Below are 17,090 nucleotides of genomic sequence, written 5' to 3' on the forward strand. Positions count from 1 at the left end.
CACTACTCGCCCGACTCGGTCAACTCGTCCATATCGAAAGAGTCAAGCGGCGCGGTGTCCTCAAACTTCCACTCCGTCATTCGATTAAGAAATACATCAAGATTATTCTCTATGATTTCCTGCCGAGCGCGCAGAAAATCGTCGCGCTGGCCAAGGTCGAGAAGGGAGACGACGTTTTCGTCAAGACAGTAGGAAGTGAGCACGTCAGCCCATTCCTGACCGTTCAGGTAAACGGATGGACGGGTCACCGCCTCCAGGAAGCTTTCGAGGGACTCCGTCGGGCTCGGAATGAAGAGCCGGGCCGCAGCCCATAGCTGCTGGACGTCCCGGGCTCCGCGCGGGAAAAGACGGTGCACCGCGAGCGCCGCCGTCGACTGTTCGACGAGCAGCTCCGAAAGATCGTTTTGCCCGTACCGTTCACCAGTAAGCGGAGATCTGGGCTGTAGCCACCACCAGGAGCATAGAATGATCTTCCCGACCGCCTCGTTCGTGCGGAATCGCACGGCGCTCGGAATCTCCCTCACCGATCGATCCATCGACTTGACAAGTTCCTGCACCGACGTTTCTTCATGACCCGGCCGGACCAGAGCACAGAGAATGCGGCTCATCTGGGTGAAGCTGCCCTTGAACACCGTTGGACCACCCACAGCCGCACGCCAGTAGAAACGGCGGAGCAGGATCCGATTCCGTTCGGTAGGTTCGGGAAAGTGCGCAAAGAATCGAACAAGTACGACGAGCAAGGCCTTGTATGTCAGCAGGGAGAGATGCGGCACACCGGCGTCCCGCTGCAAAAATGCGACAGCTCGCACAAGCGCCGCCTCGCTCTCGGCATAAGCCGATTCCTGCGACTCGCCAGGGAAATCCGATGTAACCCGCCGGTCACCATCAGCAAACTCGCCACGTATATCACGCATAGGATCAGGGCCACGCCTGGCGAGTATCGAGTGCAGTACCGTGTTTGCATCAATTAGGCCGAACCCGGTCTGCGCGTCAACGCGCTCAGCGATCCGCGACAGCGAGAGGCGTTGGGCCGAGCCCTCTTCTGGACCGGCAAACAGAGCGGAGAATATCTCGGCCCGACTCAACCTTTTGCCGAAGTTGTTCATTCGGTCAAAGATGTCGGTAAGGACTTCCTCGTCGTCCTGGCGGACCAGATAGGCTGGGATCTTGTACTGGCGAAGCATCTTTGCAATACGTTGCGCCACAGGAAAATACTCTCGGGCACCCCGACCCGAATCAGAGAACCAGTCAATCAGCTCTACGAGATCAAACAAAATCGGTAGGGGTATGTAATAATCGTCCATCACCCTGGGGCGATCAACAAATTTCTGAGCCTTGAGATCGTAGTGCACAGAGAACGGGCTGTGCCTGTTCCCCTCGGGATGCAGCGCGTTGGCAATACTCGTGATGCGCTGCTGACCATCGACGACCCAGAAGGTGTTTTCACCTTCTGGGGCTGCAATCCGCAACTCCCCCAGCGTGACAGACTCGGCGCCAGAATGCCGAACCCAAAGCAGCAAGCTGCCGATTGGATATCCCTTGATGATGCTGTCGAAAAGCCGGACGACATCCTGGCTTCCCCAGCGGAAGTCACGCTGGAAATGAGGGACCCGGACCCGACCCTGCCAGGCCTGGGCGACGAGATCCTCCAACTCGTACGTCGTAGCACTGGGTTGGGTGCCGAGTCCGTCGGTCGACATGGCAACCATCCTTCACGTTACGAGCGAACGGCCGCCCCGCGCCCGACACTGCCCTACGAGGACTCGTCTCGACCCAACGACGCAGCGAGTGATGACCACCTTACTGGCCTGCCGAGACGCCGAGGCCCGGGCCGATGCTGTGGGCCAACGACGAGTGGCTCATGCTAGACAAAGTAGTGAGTGGCCACTACCTTAGGGGCGTGGCTACACGGACAGGGGGCAGTGGGCGGATGAGCGCCGAGCAGCGGCGGGCGAGCGTGCTCGCCGCGGCCGTCGTGGAGTTCGCCCACGGCGGGTTGACCGGCACGTCGACGGAGTCGATCGCCGAGCGGGCCGGCATCTCCCAGCCGTACCTGTTCCGGCTGTACCCGACGAAGAAGGCGCTGTTCCTCGCCGTCATCGAGGACACCTTCCGCCGGACCGCGACCCACTTCGAGCGGGCCGCCGGCGAGCTGACCGGCGAGGCCGCGCTGGACGCGATGAAGGAGTCCTACCAGGAGCTGCTGGCAGACCCGACGTATCTGCTGAACCAGCTGCAGGCCTACTCCGGCTGCTACGACCCGGACGTCCAGGTCACGACCCGTGCCGGATTCCACCGGCTGTGGGACACCGTGAGCCGCGTGACCGGCCTGCCGATCGACGAGATCCGGCTGTTCTTCGCCTACGGCATGCTTTTCAACATCATCGCGGCGATGGACCTCGCCGTCCTCGACGAACAGTGGGCGCAGCTGATCTGCCTTGCGGCACCGCCGGGCTCGGCCGCCAGCGTCCTGAGACCCGACGCGCCGAGCCCCGACCTTCCGGGGCCCGGCGCCCTGGAGCCCCACACCACCTGATCCGGGTCGACCGCGGCACGCCGGCTTCCGGCGGGCCGTAGCCCGTCACGCACGTCCAAGGTAGTGACTGGTTACTACCTGCCAAAGATAGTGATTACTCACAAGAGACGGGAAGGAGAACTGCCGTGTCTCGACGCCCCAGCACCGCCTGGACCCTCGTCGTCACCTCGCTGGCCGCGTTCATGGTGTCCCTGGACAACCTGGTGGTCACCACGGCGCTCCCGCAGATCCGCGAGGATCTCGGCGCCGGCCTGGAAGGCCTGGAATGGACGGTGAACGCCTACACCCTGCCGTTCGCCGTCCTGCTGCTCACCGGGGCGGCGCTGGGCGACCGGCTCGGGCGTCGCCGGGTGTTCCTCACCGGTCTCGCGGTGTTCACCCTGGGCAGCGCGGGTGCGGCGCTCGCCCCGTCCATCGGCGTTCTCATCACCGCCCGCGCCGTACAGGGCATCGGCGCCGCCTTCGTGCTGCCGCTGACCCTCACGCTGCTCGCCGCGGCCGTGCCCGAGGAGCGCCGGGGTGCCGCCCTCGGCATCTGGGGGGCGATGACGGGGCTGGCCGTCGCGGTCGGGCCGCTCATCGGCGGCGCGGTCACCGAGGGCGCGAGCTGGCAGTGGATCTTCTGGGTCAACGTACCGATCGGCCTCGTCGCGCTGCCCGTCGGGCTGCGCGCGCTCGCCGAGTCGCGGGTCCGCTCGTCCCGGCTCGACCTCACCGGCGCCGCGCTGATCAGCGCCGGGCTGTTGGGCGTCACGTTCGGCCTCGTCCGCGGGGAGGGGCACGGCTGGACGAGCACCCCAGTGCTCGGCGCCCTGGTGCTCGGCGGCCTCGGGATCGGGGCGTTCGTCGCCTGGGAGCTGCGGGTGGCCCGCCGGGGCGGGGCGCCGATGCTGCCGATGGGGCTGTTCCGCATCCGCGGCTTCGCGGCCGTGAACGCCACCGCGCTGCTGTTCTCGATGGGCATGTTCGGCTCGATCTTCCTGCTGGCCCAGGCGCTGCAGAACGTCTACGGCTACTCGCCGCTGCAGGCCGGCGTGCGGACCCTGCCGTGGACGGCGATGCCCCTGCTCATCGCGCCGATCGCCGGGCCGGTGTCGGACCGCATCGGTGGCCGGCCGCTGCTGGTCAGCGGGCTGACGCTCAACGCCGCCGGGCTCGCCTGGATCGCGCTGGTGCTGACGACGCACATGCCGTACTCGGCGCTGATCGGCCCGTTCATCCTCTCCGGCGTCGGCATGGCGCTGTTCTTCGTGCCGATCGCAACCGTCGCGCTCGGGGTCGTGCCGGCCCGGCTGCAGGGCATCGCGTCGGGCACCAACAACGCCCTGCGCGAGCTCGGCGGGGTGCTCGGCATCGCGGTGCTGTCGTCGGTCTTCGCGGCCCGCGGCGGCTATGACACGCCGGCGGCGTTCGTCGACGGGACGCGGCCCGCGCTGTGGCTGGGCGTGATCGCCCTCGCACTCGCCCTGCTCTGCGCCCTGACCCTCCCGCGGCGTGGCGGCCTCGCCGCCGGGACCGCCGACCAGGCGTCCGGCGACTCGGGCCCGGCCGAGCCGGCGCGGCCGGCCGCAGGGGTCGGCGCCGGGGCCACGATCAGCGCCACGGACGTCCCCGCGTCGGCGGAAGGCGGATCAGGCGGCGCGGGCCGGTGGGTCGCCGTCGCCCAGGCCACCGCGGCCGAAGCCACCGCCACCGGAGCCACCGCCACCACCTGAGCCGCCGCCAGGGGTGTCCGGCAGTCCGCCGAACGGTCCCGGCGGCTGCACGCCGGGGGTGCCGCCGCCGGCACCGGCGGTGAAGGGCGCGCCCGGGGTGAGCAGACAGTAGTCGCCGGACTCCTTGCCCACCTGGTAGGACTCCCGCCTGGCCGGGTCGTCGCCGCGCTGGATGTCGACCTGCACCTCCCGGACCGTCTGGGCGGCGATGGGATGGCGGGTCTGCACGCCACGCACGGCGAACAAGGCGATACCCCCGCGGATCCCGTCGAGCGCCCGCATGATGATCGTGTATTCGATGGCCGACCGGTTGTCCCGGACCGAGCTGCAGAGCCGGTCGTAGGCGGCGTCGTAGTGGCCGGCGCGGACGTCGGTGAGGTAGGAGCGCACGGCGTTGGCGGGGCCGTCGTCGGACCGGGCGAGCAGGAAGATGCCGGTGCCGCCCGCGCCGGCGGCCATGGCGAGCACGAGGACGAGCGGGATGAGCCAGCGGGCCGGGCCGCGGCGCGGCGGCCCGGTCGGCGGCCCGCCCAGCCACACCGGGCCGCCCCAGCCCTGGGGCGGGGACGCCGGCCCGCCGGGACCGGGCCGGCCGTACGGCCCGGCGGGAGCCACCGGGACCGGCGGGCCGCCCACGCCGACGGGAATCGGTCGCCTGGCCGGGCCGACGGGGACGGACGGTGCCGAGGACCAGACGGCCCCGGCACCGCGCCCGGGGCCCGGCCACGGCGGCGCCGGCTGCGCGCGGGGGGTCTGCGCAGCCGGGAGCGGGGGTGGGCCGGCCGGCCCACCGGCGGGCCCGGGTGCACTCCTGGAGGTCGGGGAGACGGGCGGCACGGGCGGCGCCCAAGAGCCCAGCGGCCCGGTCACGTCCGCCGGGTCGGCGTCCTCGGCGCCCGGCTCCCGCCGACCGGACGGATTCTCGCTGCCCTGGCCGTTCATGCGTCTCCCTCGTGGCCGGTCGAACCGTCGGTTCTCGATTCGGTCGCCCGGCCGCCCATCACATCATCCTGCCCGCATCGGCAGCGCGGGCGCCCGATCGGTCGGGTACCCAACCAGGCGGATACCCGACCGATCACGGAAGGACGCCGACAGTCCGCGATGCCGGAACCGGTGAGCTGCGGGCCGCGAACTGCCGGCCGGCTGAAGGTGGGACCGACTCGTCTAGCGGCGCGTCGCCGTGTCCGGCAGGTGGCCGGGGGGGCGCTCCCCCGGCGCCCCGGGCCCCGTCCCGGAATCCGGCTCGGGCGCGGCGGCGATCAGTACGGCACCCCGCCTGCGCAGGGCCACGCCGACGCCAGCCCAGACCAGGTCGGCGATCGTGGCCAGCAGCCGCGCCACCAGGGCGACGAGCGTGGCGGGACCGCCCGCGACGGCGGGAGCGAGCGCGAGCACGAGCACCGCCTCGCGGACCCCCGCGCCGGCCGGTACCACCAGCACCAGGAAGCCGGCGGTCCAGGCCAGGGCATAGGCGCCGACCGAGAGCAGCAGCAGCCGCCCCCCGCCGACGTCGGGGTCGAGATCGCGCACGAGCAGCCAGGTCGCCAGGCCGTACCAGCAGAAGCTCACCAGCAGCCAGCCGGCGCCGGCGGCGATCGGGCGCAGCGTCAGCGGCTCGTCGAGCGGCGCCCGGCGCAGCAGCCGGAACGCCAGCCCCAGCAGGCGGGACAGCACCGACGGGTAGAGCACGACGGCGAACAGCGGGACGGCGGCCAGCGCCCACCAGTAGCTCGCGAGCGCGTCGGCGGAGACGAACGGAAGGGTGACCGCGGCGGCGAGGCCTCCGCTTGGCACGGCGAGCGCCAGCACGACCAGGCTCGCCGAGGCCGCCTTCGGGCGGGAGACGCCGTAGTCGCGGGAGAGCTCCATCTGTGCGAGGACCGGCCACACGCTGCCGGGGATGTACTTGCCGATCTGACCCACGAAGAAGATCCGTACCGCCGCCCGCAGCGGCAGCTCGGCGCCGAGCCCGGCCAGCAGCGCCCGCCAGGACAGCACCGTGGTCCCGACGGCGAGGACGGTCGCGATCCCCGAGGCGACGACGCTGCCGACCGTGAGCAGGCGGAACGAGTCCCGGACGTCGTTCCACTGGCTGAGCAGGGCCAGCACCAGCAGGCCGAGGGCCACCAGGAGCGCGCCGCGCACGAGCCACCAGCGCGGGCCGCGCCCGGACCGGCGCGCGGAGGCGGCCGCCGGCGCGGCCGACTCGGTGTGCTGACCCAACCCGGCCAGCCTAGGCCGGGGTCCCCGCCGCCGACGCGCCGGCCCCCGGGACCGGCCCCGTCGGGCCGCCGCGACGGCGCCCCGCCGCCGGTAGTACCGGTGGCGGGGCGCCGAATGCGCGAGTCGCGCAGGAGAGCGGGATCAGTGCTGGTCGGCGACCTGCTCGCCGGTGCGCTGCGCGCCCGGGGACGCCTGGCCGGCGACCGCGGCCGGGTCGTCCTCCAGCGCGGGCTGGCGCTTCGCGATGGCCTCGACGACCTTGCGGGCGAGGTCCTGCGGGGCAAGGCCGACCTCGGCGATGACCTCGTCGCGCTTGCCGTGGTCGAGGAAGCGCTGGGCGATGCCGAAGTCGCGCAGCGGCACGTCGACATCGGCGTCGCGCAGCAGCTGGGCCAGCGACGCCCCGACCCCGCCGACCCGGCCGTTGTCCTCGACGGTGACGATGAGGTCGTGGTCGCGGGCCAGGTCCACCAGCACGGTGGGCAGCGGCTTGACCCAGCGGGGATCGACGACGGTGATGCCGATGCCCTGGCTGGCGACCAGTCGCGCCACCTCCAGGCAGGTGGTGGCCATCGCACCCACGGCGACGAGCAGCACCTCGCGGCGCTGGGCCACCGCCGGCGAGCGGAACAGCACGTCCACCCCGCCGATGGTGTCGATCGCCGGCACGTCCGCGGCGACCTTGCCCTTGGGGAAGCGCACCACGGTCGGCTTGTCCGTGGTCTCGACGGCCTCCCGCAGCTCGGCGCGCAGGGTCGGCGCGTCCCGCGGGGCCGCGATCGCGAGGCCGGGGACGACCTGCAGGAACGACATGTCCCACATGCCGTTGTGCGACGCGCCGTCCTCCCCGGTCACCCCGGCGCGGTCGAGCACGAACGTCACCGGCTGGTTGTGCAGGGCGACGTCCATGAGGACCTGGTCGAAGGCACGGTTGAGAAAGGTGGCGTACAGGCACACGACCGGCTTGAGCCCGCCCATGGCGAGCCCGGCGGCCGAGGTGACGGCGTGCTGCTCGGCGATGCCCACGTCGAACACCCGGTCGGGGTACGCCTTGGCGAACGGGCCGAGGCCGACCGGCTGGAGCATCGCGGCCGTCATGGTGACCACGTCGGGCCGCTCGGCGCCGATCTGGACGATCTCCTCGGAGAAGATGTTCGTCCAGCTCGTGGTCTTCGACGTGGACACCGGCTTGCCGGTGGCCGGGTTGATGACGCCGACGCCGTGGAAGTTGTCGGCGTCGTCCTGCTCGGCCGGCGGGTAGCCGAAGCCCTTGCGGGTGACGCAGTGGACGATGACCGGCCCGCCGAAGTCGCGGGCGCGGCGCAGGGCGGACTCGACCGCGACGACGTCGTGACCGTCGACCGGGCCGACGTACTTCAGCCCGAGGTCCTCGAACATCCCCTGCGGCTGGACGACGTCCTTGATGCCCTTCTTGATGCCGTGCAGCGCGTCGAACAGCGGCGCGCCGACCAGCGGCGTGCGGCCGAGGACCTGCTTGACGACGTCGAGGACCTGCTCGTACTCGGGGGCGAGGCGCAGGGCGGCCAGATGGTCGGCGAGGCCGCCGATCGTCGGCGCGTAGGACCGACCGTTGTCGTTGACGACCACGACGACGGGGCGGTCATCCGCCGCGATGTTGTTCAGGGCCTCCCAGCACATGCCGCCGGTCAGCGCGCCGTCACCGACGACCGCGACGACGGCTCGGTCCTCCCCGCGCAGCGCATAGGCGCGGGAGAGCCCGTCGGCGTAGGACAGGGCGGTCGAGGCGTGCGAATTCTCGACGATGTCGTGCTCGGACTCGGCCCGGCTGGGGTAGCCCGAAAGACCACCCCGCTGGCGCAGCCCATCGAAATCGCCTGAGCGACCGGTGAGAATCTTGTGGACATAGGACTGGTGTCCGGTGTCCCAAAGGATGCGGTCGAACGGCGAATCAAACACTCGGTGTATCGCCAGCGTCAGCTCGACGGCACCGAGATTGGGTCCGAGGTGGCCTCCGGTACGCGCGACGGCGTGAATGAGGAAATCACGGATCTCGGCCGCCAGGGTGCCGAGCTCCTCATGGTCGAGGCGCTTGACGTCCTGGGGACAGCTGATCGTGGACAGAAGCGACACGGCGTGAACTCCCTCTCCCGAAAGGGGATCGGTCCGGGTCCGGCAAAGTCTACGCAGGTCGCCTGCGCGCCCGCAGACAGGCTGGCGACATGTGAGTTCCTCGTGGATAGGGAGGCAATAGACCTGCTCGCGGTAAAATCCACCCCCGGCTTGCGCACTATTGGTCGGGATGCGGGCACGCAGACGTACCCTGCGCCCCGGCGTGGCGCGCGGACGACACGCCGGGGCGACCGGGCGGCGGCGGAACCGATCGATCGGGCCCTGCGGCGGCCCCGCATCCCACCTGCCGTACGGCCTCGGTCACTGCGGGTTCGGTGACGCGCGGCTCCAACAGTGCCACGCATTCAACATGGGCGGTCATCGGGAACAGATCGAACGCACGCAGCGAGACCAGCTCGTAACCGGCGGCGGAGGCGGCCGCCAGGTCCCGGCCCAGAGCCACCGGGTCGCATGCGACGTAAGCGACGGCACGCGGGTGGTGGGCCAGCAGCGCGGCCATCACGGCGGGCCCCGCCCCGGTGCGCGGCGGGTCCAGCACGGCGATGTCGACGCGGCCGGCCGTCGGCCCGCTGCCGACCACCCCGCGCACCGTCGCCGGGGTCACCCGCACCGAGCGCAGCGACACCTGAGGCAGGTCGGCGAGGCTACGGGCGGCGGCGGCCACCGCCGCGGCGTCGGACTCCATCGCGACGACGCGGCCGCCGGGGCCGACATCGACGGCGAGGAACGCGGCGAACAGGCCCGCCCCCGAGTACAGGTCGAGCGCGGTCTCCCCGAGGCGGGGGCGCAACGCGTCGCGGACGGCGGCGACCAGCACCTCCGGGGCACCCGGATGGACCTGCCAGAACACATCCGGCCCGAGTTGGAACCGCCGCTGTCCCACCGTCTCGACGACCTCGCCGGGCGCCGCCGCGCCGGGCGCCGCCGCGGCGGGATGCACGGCGAGGGCCACCTGCCCGGTGGAGGGGCTCGCGGCGACCTCGACCGCCTCGGCGCCGGGAAACCGGCGCCCGGCCAGCGCCGCGGCCACGAGCGGGTGGGCGATGCGGCAGTCCGGGGTGGCCACCACCTCGTGGGAACGGCTGGCTCGCAGTCCGATCTCGCCCTGTGCGGTGACGGCGAAGCGCATCCGGGTCCGCCAGCCCAGGCCCTCGTCCGCGCCGCCGCCCGGCTGGTCGCCCCGGCCACCGACGGGCACCGCCTCGACGACCACCCGCACGGGCCGGCGCCGGGTACCGGCCTCCCCCGGCCGGCCGGCGGACACGGCGGACGCAGGGGACACGGCAGGCGCAGGGGACACGGCAGGCGCAGGGGACACGGCAGGCGCAGGGGACACGGCAGGTACAGGGGACACGGCAGGTGCAGCGGGCGCACCGGGCAGGACGGGCGCAGGGTGGGCCTCGGGGTCGGCCTCGGCGTCCAGCCCGCCGAAGCGGCGCAGGGCTTCCGCGATCACCTCGGCCTTGCCCCGACGTTGCGCCGCGAGGTCGGCGTGCTGCCAGTCGCAGCCCCCGCAGGCGCCGGGGCCGGCGTGCGGGCAGGCAGCCGCCACCCGTTGCGGCGCGGGGGCGAGGATGTCGACGGCGTCGGCGCGCCAGTACCGGTCGTGGGAGTCGTCGGTGACCCGGGCCCGGACCCGTTCCCCGGGCAGGGCGTGCCGGACGAACACGACCCGCCCGCCCGCGCGCGCCACGCAGAACCCGCCGTGGGCCACCTGCCCTACCACCAGCTCGATGAGCGACCCCACCGCGGTCGCGGCCGGATCCCCCACGGTCGAGCCGGCGACCGCACCGGCGGGGGGGCCGGTGGCAGCGGAGACGGAGCCCGGGGCGGGAGCGGCGGCGGGCCCGGTGGCCGTGGTGGTGCCGGCGTCGGGCGATCCACCCGCCGGCGGCCGGCCGGCCGTCCCCTCCGGGCGGCGGGCCGGCCGCCGGCGGCGAGCGGGGCTCACTCCCGCTCCGCCGATCTCAACCCGGAACCAGACTGGCCGGCGGCGCCCGTGGAGCCCGTGGAGCCCGTGGAGCCCGTGGAGCCCGCCGACGCTGGCACGCCCGCGGAGGAGGTCGTCCCACCGGCGCCGCCGGGGCCCGCGCCGGAGCGGGTCCCGTCCAGGATGGCGGGGCCGCCGGAGGGTCCAGGCAGGGCGGCCCGGCCGCGGCGCACCGCGCCCGCGCCGGTCCGCTCCACCCGCCGCTCCGCACCGCTGGACGAGGCGAGTTGCCAGGGCACGCTGGTGACCATCACGCCGGGTTGGAACAGCAGCCGGGCCTTGAGCCGCAGCGCGCTCTGGTTGTGCAGCAGGTGCTCCCACCAGTGGCCGACGACGTACTCCGGGACGTAGACGGCCACGACGTCGCGGGGGCTCTCCCGCCGGATCCGGGCGACGTAGTCCAGCACCGGCCGGGTCACCTCCCGATACGGCGACGCGAGCACCACGAGGTCGATGCTGATCCCGCGTTCCGCCCAGGCGGCGCGCAGCCGGTCGGCGTCGGCCTGGTCCACGGCCACGGTCAGCGCGACGAGGCTGTGCGGCCGGGAGGCCTTGGCGTAGGCCAGTGCCCGCAGCGTCGGCGCGTGGATCTTGCTGACGAGCACGACGCCCCGGATGCGCGAGGGCAGGGTCGGAGGCCCCGGCTCCGGGGTGAGCTCGATGGCGACTCGGTCGTAGTGCCCCCGGATCCCCCGCATGCCGAGGAAGATGATCGGAATGGCCAGGCAGACGATCCAGGCGCCGTGGGTGAACTTCGTGATGAGCACGAGGACCAGCACGGTGCCGGTGAGGCAGGCACCGATGAAGTTGATCGTCTGCGAGCGGCGGATCCGCCGGCGGGCGGCGGGGTCGGGCGCGGTCGGACCGGTCGAGCGCAGGATGCGCGCCCAGTGCCGCACCATCCCGATCTGACTCAGGGTGAACGAGATGAACACCCCGAGGATGTAGAGCTGGATCAGGGCGGTGACCTGCGCGTCGAACGCGACGATCAGCAGGATCGCGAAGCCGGCCAGCAGGACGATCCCGTTGGAGTAGGCCAGCCGGTCGCCGCGGGTGTGCAGCTGGCGAGGCAGGTAACCGTCGCGGGCGAGGATCGAGCCCAGCACCGGGAAGCCGTTGAAGGCGGTGTTCGCGGCCAGCATGAGGATGAGCGTGGTGACCGTGGCGATGTAGACGAAGCCGGCCGAGCCGTCGCCGAACACGGCGGCGGCGACCTGGGCGATGACCGTCGGCTGCTCGCCGCTGGCCCCGACCAGGTCCGACGTGTGCTCGGCGACGTGCACGTCCGAGATGAGGGCCAGGGCGGTGACGCCGGCGAACATGATGACCGCGATGACGCCCATGAGCAGCAGGGTGGTCGCGGCGTTGCGGCTTTTGGGCTTCTGGAAGGCGGGCACGCCGTTGCTGATCGCCTCGACCCCGGTGAGCGCGGTGCAGCCCGAGGCGAACGCCCGCAGGACCAGGAACGCCAGGGCCAGCCCGGCGTAGTCGTGCTCGGCGACCACGTGGTAGCCCGCGCTCTCCGCCCGCGGGGTGTGGCCGACAGCCGTCTTGACCAGGCCGGTCACGATCATCACGGCGATGCCGGCGATGAAGCCGTAGGTCGGGATGGCGAAGGCCGTCCCGGATTCGCGCACACCGCGCAGGTTCATCATCGTCAGCAGGATGACGATCACGATGGCGATGGCGACCTTGTGCTCGGCCAGCCCGGTGACCGCGGAGGTCAGGTTCGCGACACCCGCCGACACCGACACGGCGACCGTCAGGACGTAGTCGACGAGCAGGGCGCTGCCGACGAGCAGGCCGGCGCGGGGGCCGAGGTTGGTCGAGACGACCTCGTAGTCGCCGCCACCGCTCGGGTAGGCGTGCACGTTCTGCCGGTAGGAGGCGACCACCGTCAGCATCAGCACGATGACGGCGCCGGCCAGCCAGGGCGAAATGTGGTAGAAAGCCAGTCCGCCCAGTGACAGGACGAGCAGGATCTCTTCCGTTGCGTAGGAGACCGACGACAATGCGTCACTGGCGAAGACGGGCAATGCAACCCGTTTGGGGAGCAGTGTCTCCCCGAGCCGGTCGCTCCCGATCGGTCGACCGACGAAACCGCGCTTCAGGCGGTCCGTGAGCGCCACGCGGCGATGCTACCGACGCCGGGTACCGCTATTCGCAAGTGTGACGTGGCACACACAAACCCGCGTTGGTCGGGGTCACGCGCCCGGCGGCGGCAGATCGCCGTATACAGAGCACTCCGGTGACGATCCGCGCCGGTGAGACCGGATCCGACTACGCTCCCCTCGTGCATGTCGTGATCCTCGGTTGTGGCCGGGTCGGCTCCGCCCTCGCCCGCGGCGTCGAGCGGCTCGGCCACTCGGTGGCGATCATCGACCAGAACGCGGCCGCGTTCGGCCGGCTGGACGCGAACTTCGGCGGCCAGCGCGTCACCGGGATGGGTTTCGACCGCGACACCCTCGTCGAGGCGGGCATCGAGCGGGCCGCCGCGTTCGCCGCCGTGTCCAGCGGGGACAACTCGAACATCATCGCGGCCCGGGTCGCCCGGGAGATGTTCGGAGTCGAGCGGGTCGTGGCGCGGATCTACGACCCCCGCCGCGCCGAGGTCTACGAGCGGCTCGGCATCCCCACCGTCGCGACCGTGCGCTGGACCCGCGACCAGATCCTCGGCCGGCTGCTCCCGGACGCCGTCACCCCGCAGTGGTCCGATCCGTCCGGCTCGGTGCTGCTGACCGCGATCCCGCCCGGAGCCGCCTGGGTGGGGCGCAAGCTGCGCGAGCTGGAGGAGGCGGCCGGGGTGCGGGTCGTCTGCGTCACCCGGTTCGGCGAGGGCGTGCTGCCCGACGCCCGCACCCTCGTCCAGGACGGCGACGTGCTGCACGTGGCCGTGACGAAGGCCCATGCCACCGAGGCCGACACGGTGCTGCGCACCGGTCCGGAGGAAAGCTGACGATGAGCGTGCGCCAGGTGGTGATCGCGGGGGCCGGCAAGGTCGGCCGCTCCATCGCCGCCGAACTGCTGGAGAACGGCTCCGAGGTGCTCATCATCGAGCGGGACCCACAGAAGATCCGCACGGACGCGCTGCCCGACGCCCGGTGGCTGCTCGCCGACGCCTGCGAGCTGTCCCAGCTCGACGCCGCCGGGCTGAACGAATGCACCGTCCTGGTGGCCGCGACCGGCGACGACAAGGTCAACCTCGTCGTGTCGCTGCTGGCGAAGACGGAGTTCGGCGTGCCGCGGGTGGTCGCCCGGGTCAACCATCCCAAGAACGAGTGGCTGTTCACCGAGTCGTGGGGGGTGGACGTCGCGGTCTCCGCGCCGCGGCTGCTCACCGCGCTGGTCGAGGAGGCCGTCAGCGTCGGCGACCTGGTGCGGCTCATGCGCTTCCGGCAGAGCGACGCCTCCCTCGTCGAGCTCACCCTCGCCGAGGACGCCCCCGTCGTCGGTCGGCGGATCAGCGAGATCACCCTGCCGTCGGACACCGCACTCGTAGTGATCCTGCGCGACGGGCGGGCGGTCATCCCCTCGCCGGACGCGACGCTGGAGCACGGCGACGAGGTGCTCGCGGTCGCGACCAGCTCGGAGGCCGAGGAGGAACTCGCCGCCCTGCTCGGCCCGGTGCCGCAGCAGACCCTCACCTCCGGGGGCTGACCCGCCCGAAGAGCCCACGGCCCGCCCGAAGAGCCCACGGCCCGCCCGAAGAGCCCACGGCCCGCGCGGGGCGGTCCGCGCCCGGCTCAGCGCGGCGGGCGGAACGGATCGACCGGCGCCTCGGGGGCCGCCGCGTCGGCCCGCACCACCTCGCCCTCGACCACGGCCGCGCCCGACGCGGCGGGCGGGTCCGGCGGCAGCGGGGCGAGCCGGCGCACGATGGCGAAGCTGGCGAGGACGGCGAGGCCGAACAGCGGCAGGCCGAGCGCGATGTTCGCCGCCGCCAGCCAGCCGGACTCGTCGGCGAGGTAGAGCACGCCCTGCACGCCGAAGCGCAGGGCGAACACGACGACCCAGACCAGCGTCGCCCACACCGCGGCCCGCCGCTGACGGAGATCGTCCTTCCAGCCGACGTAGCGAGCGTCCAGGCCGGCCATGAGATAGCCGGCGATCGGCCGGCGCAGCACCACGGACAGCAGCGCCACGACCACGCCGAGCGCGTTCTTCGCGATGCCGGGGAGGAAGAACCCCTTCGCGTCGCCGGTGCGCGAGGCGACGAACGCGGCGACCGCGACGGCGAACAGGCCGGAGAACGTCTGCTGCGTCGGCTCGCGCCGCACGATGCGCAGGACGAGCAGGCCGAGCGCGGCGGCGATGGCGACGGCGATGCCGGCGGTCAGCCCGGCCTCGGCGTTCACCGTCACGAACGCCACGGTCGGGATGGAGCTGTCGATGATCCCCCGGGGCCCGCCGATGGCCTCGGACATCGTCATCGGCGGTGTGTCGGGGGTGGGCAGTCGTGGCATCGTCGGTGGGGATCCTGTCGGTGAGGGGCCGGTTCCCCGCCCGAACCTAGGCGCTCGCGGAGGGGACCGGAAGAAGTTCGTAGCGCGGGTTGAAGATGCTCGGGCGGCCCTCCTGCACGGTGACCCGACCGGACGCCTTCACCGAGGCACCGGCCCGCAGGCCCGGGATGTCCCGGCGGCCCAGGAACACCAGCGTCACGGTGCCGCTGCCGTCGTAGATGTCGACCTCCAGGGTCGGCGCGCCGGAACGCGCGCGCACCGTCACCGCCTGGATGGTACCCGCGACGCAGGTCTCGTCCCGGTCACGACAACCGCTCATCGGGACGGCGCCCGCCGCCGCGGAGGCTGCCTGGAGATCCTCGGCGTCGAGTTCGTTCGTTCCTGCCGTCAGCCTGTGGAGCTTGCGCCCCCACCAACCGTGTGGCTCGCCCACGGCTCCTCCGTTCCCGCGCGAGCAACCCTGCCCGAACACGTCTGATGCAACGAATGACCGAGGCTCAGTGTGCCCGCGGCAAGCCGCACGATCGAGCGATCCACGTGCGCATACGCACGGTATGCGGTACAGGGCGGCGCGTCGCGGTTCAGCGAAGCTCGGCGGTGCGGACGCCGGGCGCCGGCATCTGGGGCCGCCCGCTCGTCGCCGCGGTCGCGGAGCCGCCGGGGCCCTCTGGGTGGTCCGCGACCTCGCGGGGCAGGGTGAGCGGCAGGGGATCCCGCACCGGCATCGCACCGTCGCCACGGGCCACCACGAGCTGGCGCAGCGTCTCGTCGAGCAGTGGGGCGGCCCCCGGGTCGCCCCCGGCCACGCCGGTCACCACGGCCCGCAGGAACCAGCGCGGGCCGTCGACGCCGATCATCCGGCCGGGGACCGTCTCGCCCGGGCGGCCGGTGGGCAGCAGCATCCGCAACTCCGGCCCGAACGCGCCGTTCGCCTCGCGGCCGCCGGCCGCCTCGATCGTGTCAAGGATCTCGGTGCGCACCTCGTCCCACAGGCCGCGGCTCTTGGGAGCGGCGAAGACCGACAGCTCCATCGCGCTGCGCCCGTCGGTGACGAGAACCGTCAGCGGCTGGCCGGTCGCCTCCTCCACCTGGAACTGCACCTGCACGCCCGGCAGCGCCGGGATCCTCAACGCGCCGAGGTCGAGCCGGTGGAGGTCGTCCTGCGGCGCCTCGGTGAGGTCGTACGGGCCGTCCAACACCACCGACGCCGCCGGGGCGGCCGGCGCGCGTCGCTCGGGCGCCTCGGGCCGGGATGCCCCGCGCTGGTCGGATTCCCTACGCCCGCGGCCGAACACCACCGGACTCCCTTCCCGCCCCCCCGGGCGTCCCCGCGCCGACCCCGGCGCCGGGACCCTCCGTCGAGCCGAAGCCACCCGTCGAACCGAACCCACCGCTGCCGCGCACCGAGGCGGGCAACTCGTCCACGTCGCGAAAGACGGCATGCTCCACACGCTGCACGACGAGCTGGGCGATCCGGTCGCCCCTACGCAACGTGATCGGATCGGATCGATCGGTATTGATGAGAACTACCTTGATTTCACCACGGTAACCGGCGTCGACCGTGCCGGGCGCGTTGACCACCGTCACGCCGTGCCGGGCGGCCAGGCCGCTGCGCGGGTGCACGAAGGCCGCGTAGCCCGCCGGCAGGGCGATCGCCAGGCCGGTGCCGACCACGGCGCGCTCTCCCGGCGCGAGGGTCACGTCCTGCGCGGTCACCAGGTCCGCGCCCGCATCCGACGGCCGAGCGTACTCCGGCGGCGCCAGCTCGCGGTCCAGCCGCCGCACGAGAACGTCCACCCGGCCCGGCGCCTCGGTCCCGGTGTCCGACGCCACGGCCTCGGTGGCCGCCACCACGGTCCCGGCCACCGTTTCGGGCGCGGCCGGTCCAACCGGTGCCTCAGGGGCAGCGGGGATCGTCTGATCGGGGGCGGTCATGGGTCTGGTCTCCTGCCTGGCCGGGCCGAACGGGGAGGTGGATGGTCGCCGCCGACGGCCGTCGCCGGCGCCCGCCGCGCCGCGCCGGATGTCCGCGATCCGCGAGATGAACCTTA

The 17,090-nt window shown here is 72.4% G+C and carries 14 protein-coding genes; 4 read left to right on the top strand and 10 right to left on the bottom strand.

Features of this window, described 5'->3' with window-relative positions:
- Positions 1-2: 2 nt before the first annotated feature.
- On the bottom strand, positions 3-1,700 hold the full coding sequence (locus FRAQA3DRAFT_RS13885; protein WP_009739664.1) for a DUF262 domain-containing protein: 1,698 nt from the start codon (positions 1,698-1,700) through the stop codon (positions 3-5).
- Between the two features lie 230 nt (positions 1,701-1,930).
- Between FRAQA3DRAFT_RS13885 and FRAQA3DRAFT_RS13890 the strand changes: the two genes are divergently transcribed.
- Positions 1,931-2,536 (top strand): TetR/AcrR family transcriptional regulator, encoded by a 606-nt coding sequence (locus FRAQA3DRAFT_RS13890; protein ID WP_232292043.1) that lies wholly within the window; start codon positions 1,931-1,933, stop codon positions 2,534-2,536.
- A 182-nt stretch (positions 2,537-2,718) separates the two neighbouring features.
- Positions 2,719-4,251, top strand: a complete 1,533-nt coding sequence (locus FRAQA3DRAFT_RS13895) for a DHA2 family efflux MFS transporter permease subunit (protein WP_232292117.1) — start codon at positions 2,719-2,721, stop codon at positions 4,249-4,251.
- On the opposite strand, the gene FRAQA3DRAFT_RS13900 is transcribed toward FRAQA3DRAFT_RS13895, so the two are convergent.
- The 5 genes from FRAQA3DRAFT_RS13900 to FRAQA3DRAFT_RS13920 form a co-directional block, all read right to left on the bottom strand.
- The gene (locus tag FRAQA3DRAFT_RS13900; RefSeq protein ID WP_232292194.1) at positions 4,168-4,887 is read right to left on the bottom strand and encodes a hypothetical protein; all 720 of its coding nucleotides are present in this window, start codon (positions 4,885-4,887) and stop codon (positions 4,168-4,170) included. The genes FRAQA3DRAFT_RS13895 and FRAQA3DRAFT_RS13900 overlap by 84 nt on opposite strands.
- Positions 4,888-5,415: 528 nt before the next feature.
- Positions 5,416-6,474: a lysylphosphatidylglycerol synthase transmembrane domain-containing protein gene (locus tag FRAQA3DRAFT_RS13905; protein ID WP_009739668.1), complete on the bottom strand. Its 1,059-nt coding sequence runs from the start codon at positions 6,472-6,474 to the stop codon at positions 5,416-5,418.
- Positions 6,475-6,615: 141 nt separating this feature from the next.
- Positions 6,616-8,586: a 1-deoxy-D-xylulose-5-phosphate synthase gene (dxs, locus tag FRAQA3DRAFT_RS13910; protein ID WP_009739669.1), complete on the bottom strand. Its 1,971-nt coding sequence runs from the start codon at positions 8,584-8,586 to the stop codon at positions 6,616-6,618.
- Positions 8,587-8,743: 157 nt separating this feature from the next.
- Positions 8,744-10,537, bottom strand: a complete 1,794-nt coding sequence (locus FRAQA3DRAFT_RS13915; protein WP_009739670.1) for a class I SAM-dependent RNA methyltransferase — start codon at positions 10,535-10,537, stop codon at positions 8,744-8,746.
- Complete coding sequence (locus FRAQA3DRAFT_RS13920) at positions 10,534-12,705, bottom strand: APC family permease (protein ID WP_009739671.1); 2,172 nt, start codon at positions 12,703-12,705, stop codon at positions 10,534-10,536. The genes FRAQA3DRAFT_RS13915 and FRAQA3DRAFT_RS13920 overlap by 4 nt, the downstream gene beginning before the upstream one ends.
- A 119-nt stretch (positions 12,706-12,824) precedes the next feature.
- On the opposite strand from FRAQA3DRAFT_RS13920, the gene FRAQA3DRAFT_RS13925 reads away from it, so the two are divergent.
- A complete protein-coding gene (locus tag FRAQA3DRAFT_RS13925) occupies positions 12,825-13,532 on the top strand; it encodes a TrkA family potassium uptake protein (RefSeq protein ID WP_009739672.1) in 708 nt (235 codons plus the stop codon).
- A 2-nt stretch (positions 13,533-13,534) separates the two neighbouring features.
- Entirely contained in the window at positions 13,535-14,233 is a 699-nt protein-coding gene (locus FRAQA3DRAFT_RS13930) for a TrkA family potassium uptake protein (RefSeq protein WP_009739673.1), read from the top strand.
- 86 nt (positions 14,234-14,319) lie between these two features.
- Here the strand turns inward: FRAQA3DRAFT_RS13930 and FRAQA3DRAFT_RS13935 are convergent, their stop codons facing one another.
- From FRAQA3DRAFT_RS13935 to dut, 4 genes are all read right to left on the bottom strand, one after another.
- On the bottom strand, positions 14,320-15,039 hold the full coding sequence (locus tag FRAQA3DRAFT_RS13935) for a DUF3159 domain-containing protein (RefSeq protein ID WP_009739674.1): 720 nt from the start codon (positions 15,037-15,039) through the stop codon (positions 14,320-14,322).
- A 46-nt stretch (positions 15,040-15,085) separates the two neighbouring features.
- Positions 15,086-15,472, bottom strand: a complete 387-nt coding sequence (locus tag FRAQA3DRAFT_RS13940; RefSeq protein WP_009739675.1) for an OB-fold nucleic acid binding domain-containing protein — start codon at positions 15,470-15,472, stop codon at positions 15,086-15,088.
- Positions 15,473-15,620: 148 nt separating this feature from the next.
- Positions 15,621-16,334, bottom strand: a complete 714-nt coding sequence (locus FRAQA3DRAFT_RS13945) for a DUF3710 domain-containing protein (RefSeq protein WP_009739676.1) — start codon at positions 16,332-16,334, stop codon at positions 15,621-15,623.
- A complete protein-coding gene (gene dut / locus FRAQA3DRAFT_RS13950; protein ID WP_009739677.1) occupies positions 16,315-16,974 on the bottom strand; it encodes a dUTP diphosphatase in 660 nt (219 codons plus the stop codon). The genes FRAQA3DRAFT_RS13945 and dut overlap by 20 nt, the downstream gene beginning before the upstream one ends.
- Positions 16,975-17,090 lie beyond the last annotated feature (116 nt).

The sequence above is a fragment of the Frankia sp. QA3 genome (assembly GCF_000262465.1).
GTDB lineage: Bacteria > Actinomycetota > Actinomycetes > Frankiales > Frankiaceae > Frankia.

Bases quoted from the DNA above. Each gene is read 5' to 3' on its own strand.
- FRAQA3DRAFT_RS13935 (WP_009739674.1), bottom strand. From the start codon at position 15,039: ATGCCACGACTGCCCACCCCCGACACACCGCCGATGACGATGTCCGAG.
- FRAQA3DRAFT_RS13895 (WP_232292117.1), top strand. From the start codon at position 2,719: ATGGTGTCCCTGGACAACCTGGTGGTCACCACGGCGCTCCCGCAGATC.
- FRAQA3DRAFT_RS13890 (WP_232292043.1), top strand. From the start codon at position 1,931: ATGAGCGCCGAGCAGCGGCGGGCGAGCGTGCTCGCCGCGGCCGTCGTG.
- FRAQA3DRAFT_RS13885 (WP_009739664.1), bottom strand. From the start codon at position 1,700: ATGTCGACCGACGGACTCGGCACCCAACCCAGTGCTACGACGTACGAG.
- dut (WP_009739677.1), bottom strand. From the start codon at position 16,974: ATGACCGCCCCCGATCAGACGATCCCCGCTGCCCCTGAGGCACCGGTT.
- FRAQA3DRAFT_RS13930 (WP_009739673.1), top strand. From the start codon at position 13,535: ATGAGCGTGCGCCAGGTGGTGATCGCGGGGGCCGGCAAGGTCGGCCGC.